General features: G+C 68.8%; 2 protein-coding genes. Both read right to left on the bottom strand.

The genetic code is table 11. The features are described from left to right. Positions 1–893 precede the first annotated feature (893 nt). Positions 894–1,865: a ribose-phosphate diphosphokinase gene (locus tag ABZ646_RS43165; protein WP_360532266.1), complete on the bottom strand. Its 972-nt coding sequence runs from the start codon at positions 1,863–1,865 to the stop codon at positions 894–896. A gap of 405 nt (positions 1,866–2,270) precedes the next feature. Then, on the bottom strand, positions 2,271–3,185 hold the full coding sequence (locus ABZ646_RS43160; RefSeq protein ID WP_360532263.1) for a helix-turn-helix transcriptional regulator: 915 nt from the start codon (positions 3,183–3,185) through the stop codon (positions 2,271–2,273). Positions 3,186–3,500: the final 315 nt, after the last annotated feature.

Below are 3,500 nucleotides of genomic sequence, written 5' to 3'. Positions count from 1 at the left end.
GTGCAGGGGATGGAAGCCGGTCCGGTCGACGGCGTAATGACGCCGTCGACCGGTTCCGTGCGAGAGCCACCAGCGCCGTGCTGGAGGAGGCTTCGGGCGGGTGGGGCGGGTGCGCCATGACCTGGCTCCGGCCCGGCCCGGGCTGGGCCGAGCTGGGGCGGGGCCGGGGGAAACGTACGCACGTCGGTCATACAGTGGGAAGTCTTCACCGCCACCGCGCCGGCCGGAGCCGGGCGCTGAGGGGTTGCCCAAGGGTGTGTGAGCTGCGCCGCCGAGGGTGCCGGCCGCTCTGCCGGTGGGTGGGGCGGCCTTGCCCGAGGTGGCTTGGGCCCGCGCGGGCAGGGCGAGGCCGTGGCGGTCGGCGGGCACGGCGCAGGCGGCGGTGGTCTTCGGTGGTGCGTGTGGTGCGGGTGCCGTGGTGTGTTCGGTGACAGTGTGGGACTGGGCGAGCAGGTCGCGTGCGCCGATCCGCCGAATTGCCGCATGGTCGCGGCCCATGGACAGCCCGCAGCGGGCGCGCTGCGCCCACTTCCAGCCCCAGTGACATTCATCGCCTTCCCGGGTTCCGTCCACGCGCCGCGGACGGATGCGGGAAACGGTGATTCGATACGCGGTAAAAGGACATCAGAAAGAACGAACCATTCCATGCCGGGCTCATAGCGCGCTCACAGCGCAAAGTTTCGTCCGACGACGGCAGAAGTTGTTCCGAATTTTCGTGACTCTTCCCCCTCCACTCTCAGCGGGGGAACACAACCGGCCTTTGGAAGCGGGCGATAGGAGACCACGGGTTCAGGCGGCCCATCGGGCTGCATGCCGGAAAATAGCTTGCCGGTTCCGGGCTTGACCTCACAGGCGGGCGAGTCGCCCACCTGCGGGCCCCTGATCTGCGGCCGTCAGGCGCTCTCGAACAAGCCCGTGACGGAGCCTTCCTGGAAGATCTCGCGGATGGCGCGCGCGAGCATCGGGGCGATGGAAAGCACCGTCAGCTTGTCCAGGTCCACGGCGGCTGGGTCGGGCAGGGTGTCAGTGAAGACGAACTCACCGACCCGCGAGTTCTTCAGCCGGTCGACGGCCGGCCCGGAGAGCACGCCGTGCGTGGCGGTCACGACGACGTCCTCGGCGCCATGGGCGAACAGCGCGTCGGCCGCGGCGCAGATCGTGCCACCGGTGTCGACCATGTCGTCCACCAGCACGCAAACCCGCCCACGCACCTCGCCCACCACCTCGTGCACCGTGACCTGGTGGGCCACCTCCTTGTCACGGCGCTTGTGCACGATCGCCAGCGGCGCCCCCAGCCGGTCACACCACCGGTCCGCCACCCGCACCCGTCCCGCGTCCGGCGAGACCACGGTCAGCCGGGCCGGATCGAAGCGCGCGGCGACGTGGTCGGCGAGGGTGGGCAGCGCGAAGAGATGGTCGACGGGGCCGTCGAAGAACCCCTGGATCTGGTCGGTGTGCAGATCCACCGCGAGGATGCGGTCGGCACCCGCGGTGCGCACCAGGTCGGCGACGAGTCGCGCGGAGACCGGTTCGCGGCCCAGATGCTTCTTGTCCTGCCGTGCGTAGCCGTAGAAGGGGGTGATGAGCGTGACGGTGCGTGCCGACGCCCGCTTCAGGGCGTCCACCATGACGAGCTGCTCCATGATCCACTTGTTCACCGGGCCGGTGTGACTTTGGATCAGGAAGCAGTCGGCGCCGCGGACGGACTCCTCGTAGCGGACGTAGATCTCGCCGTTGGCGAAGTCGCGGATGGTGGTGGGGACGACGTGCACGCCTAGTTCGCGCGCGACGTCCTCAGCGAGCGCGGGGTGGGCGCGGCCGGAGAAGAGCATCAGCTTTCGCTGTCCGGTCGTGAAGCCGGTCACGGCAGAGGTCTCCTAGCGGTGCGGCACCGCGGTGAGGCGGTACGGAGGGGGCGGTCGACGCCGTGCGGGCGCATGGGGACCCAGTCCCGTCCCACCCGGAGGGGGCACGAGCGCCGTGAGCCGTGGGTCGACCGGCGGGGTGAAAAGGCACGGCAGTCACCCGCGCCGTCGGGGCGCCGGGCGTGTGGTCCGCAGCCCGCCGCCGGGCCCGGCCCACCAGCCGCACAGCACCAAGCATCCCCCGGAGTCCCCCGGGTTACTCCTCTCGTCTCCGACCGGCCCGCGGGCCCCGGTGCCGAGTCCCACGGTGGCCAACGACCATGCCGTTGCGCTATCGTCTCATCGCAGCGCGTCAGCACTCTCGTCATGGGAGCGCTCCCATGTTTCGGAATGCCGACCGCGCCCTCATTCCGACGGCGCTCCAAGGGCTTCCGCGTCCACGAATTCACGGATCGCGAACCCGGCCTGGAAACGCGTCTCGGAATCAAATCGCTGCATGATCTCGGATATGTGCTTGCGGCAGGTGCGCAATGATATCGCGAGGCGCCGCGCGATCATGTCGTCACGCATACCGTCAGCCAGCATCCTGATAATCGACCGCTGAACACCCTCGACCAGAGCGCTGTTTTCCGCATTCGACCGGAAAGGCGTTCCGTGGGTCCACGTCATGTCGAACACACGGCAGAGGAAACGCACCGTCAAAGGCTGGGTCACCACGGTCGCGCCCTCCGCCGCCTCCTCGTCCGCCAGGAAGGCGACAGAGCGGTCGAAGGCGATAAAACGGGGCGGCAGGTCTGCCAGGGTGCGCACCTGCGCGCCGTGGCTCACTGCCTTCTCCACATACGCCTGGGTGGGCCGGTCCCGCCGGGCCGCGTGCTGGTAGAGCACCTTCATGCGTACGCCCCGGCCCAGCATCGCCAGGTCGCGGTCGATCGCCTCTTCCAGCAGTTGCGCCGGCCGCCCGCCGCCGGGCTGGCAGGTCAGCACCTCCTCCACGCAGGCTGAAGCGGCCTCCTCGATCAGCTCGTTGACCGTGCCGGTGTCCGGGATGCGCAGCGGTCCGTCGCCGTTCCCGCCCTCCAGGGTGAGCGTCTGGAACGCCGCCCGCAGGCCGGCCACACCCCGACGCGCCGACCCGAGGCAGTCCAGGGCCTCCCGCAGCGAGTGCTCCATGTCGCCGGTGAGCAGCCCGAAGGCCAGCTCGACGGGCACCGCCTCCATCCGCTCGTCCGGGGGCTCGGCGGGAACGTCCGCACCGCGGACGGCACGCAGTAGATGAAGGGAACGTAAATTTTTCAGTACTTCCTCCGCCTCCTTCACCGAAATTCCGAGTTCCTGAGCCGCGTCCCGCCCGTCAAGGCCGCCTCTCCGTCGGGCTCGCTCGTATACCTGCGCCTGGATGCGCTCCAGTTTCCCGTCCTGGGAATCTAGTATCGACACTTTTCGCCTTCCGCGAGGGCATTTGCTGCATGCATCAAGATGCAGCCAGGATCACTGTACATTCACTTGCGCCGGAAACGATGATCTGTGGGACATCAGCCGATCAAAGGGTCTCCACAATGTGTGTTCCTTGCGGAGTTTCTCGGCGCCCGCGTCCTTGCCGTCCGACGACTCATGCGGCGTGTCCCCGCCGCC

Source organism: Streptomyces sp. NPDC007162, from assembly GCF_040634175.1.
Lineage (GTDB): Bacteria > Actinomycetota > Actinomycetes > Streptomycetales > Streptomycetaceae > Streptomyces.
Note: the sequence above shows the minus strand (reverse complement) of the source record. Positions and strands in the feature narration are given on the sequence as shown.